The 1,381-nt window shown below is 67.6% G+C and carries 2 protein-coding genes and 1 pseudogene; 1 reads left to right on the top strand and 2 read right to left on the bottom strand.

The features are described from left to right. The first annotated feature begins 206 nt into the window (after window positions 1-206). Complete coding sequence (locus FGL98_RS25030) at window positions 207-566, top strand: hypothetical protein (protein WP_146321592.1); 360 nt, start codon at window positions 207-209, stop codon at window positions 564-566. On the opposite strand, the gene FGL98_RS25035 is transcribed toward FGL98_RS25030, so the two are convergent. Then, window positions 539-841, bottom strand: coding sequence for a hypothetical protein (locus FGL98_RS25035; RefSeq protein ID WP_146321594.1), 303 nt, complete (start codon window positions 839-841; stop codon window positions 539-541). The two genes, FGL98_RS25030 and FGL98_RS25035, sit on opposite strands and share 28 nt — an antisense overlap. Before the next feature lie 438 nt (window positions 842-1,279). After that, window positions 1,280-1,381 (bottom strand): annotated as a pseudogene (locus FGL98_RS25040) (IS5/IS1182 family transposase); the annotation flags it as partial.

A 1,381-nucleotide genomic window follows, 5' to 3' on the forward strand; every position in this document is an offset into this window, starting at 1 on the left:
AGCGTTGCCACCGAACCAGCTCCGCCCGGTCACCTGGATGCAGTTTCAGAGCGGGAGCAGCATGGTTGGCCATGCCTAACTATCCCATCAAACCATAAACTAATTAAAACGACACGCCACTAGCCGGGCCCGCCCAGCGGCCCGGTCTGCTTGCCCTGCTGGCTACGCCTGCCGCGGGTGACCTGCACCCCGGCGTTCACGGAAACGTGCTGATCGCGCTGGCGCACTCCGGCGGCGTGCCGTCCGACGTCCCGCTGCTGACCCGGGCCGCGGACCCCGAGCTCGCGGCGGACACCGTCTACGCGGCCGGGATGAGCGACCACCGGGACCTGCCCCTGATCGCTACCGCCACAGCCCTGGACGGCACGACCGCGCAGGCCAGCGCACGCTGGTGGCAGCACACCGGACCCGCGATCACCGACAGCCACCTCCCGCCGGGCGGTCACCCGGCCCCGGCCCGGCGGCCCGACACCGGCAGAGCGCCCGGCGTGGCCTGGGCGATACCCTCGCCCGCGCACGGGCAGGAGACCCGAGCGGCTCACACGTCCAGGTCACAGCCGTCATAGGGATCCTTGCCGCTCTCACTCGTCACGACGAGCAGAGCATGCACCTTGCCGTCGGGGGTGGACCACACCTGCGGCCCGGCGAGTACCGTGACCTGCGCATGCGCGTCCCGGGTGGCAAGGTCTCGAAAGTACTCGGTCAGCTGGTTCGTCAGTTCTTCCGAGTCGTGGGATTCGAAGTGTCGCGCGACGGCACGGTCCGTGTAGGCGAAGGCCATGTCCCGATCCTCGCGCACTGTTCGACCGCGCCGCTCGGCGACACCCGGCGTGCGTGTCACGATCCGTCACCATCCCGCAGGGGGATGTGCCGACGGTGCGAGTGACCGACCCGTTGTGGGTTGCCGGGCTCTACTCGGTCACCCGGAGGTCCTGACCGGTCGATCGAAGAGCCGGAAGTCTCGCAGCTCCCATCCTCGGAGGGTCAAATCGTCGGCTACCGAGTGCACCGGGTTCGTCGGGAACGACGGTCTGCTTCGGGTGTCCTGGGAGATGATGGCTCCCGACGGCACGACCGTCACGACCAGCATGAACCTGTTCCTACGAAACGGCGGCGGAGAGGTCGCCCGTGACTACATCCTGATCGGATAGCCACCCGGACAGTACGCGCACGCGCCGAGGCCACGATGCGTTCGTTGTGCTGCGTGGCCGAGGGCGACATCTTGAACGGTTGACCGAGACGTCCGTGTTCAAATCCGCTTAGAGGTTCCGCGGATAGGTCATGGTCGGCGGGTTGGTCGAGTGTCCCAGCGGTGGGTGGTCCAGGCGGTCCGGATCAGGCGCCGGGTGATGATGATGGCGTTGGCCAAGGCGATCAGAGA

This window comes from Leekyejoonella antrihumi (genome assembly GCF_007845645.1).
Lineage (GTDB): Bacteria > Actinomycetota > Actinomycetes > Actinomycetales > Dermatophilaceae > Leekyejoonella > Leekyejoonella antrihumi.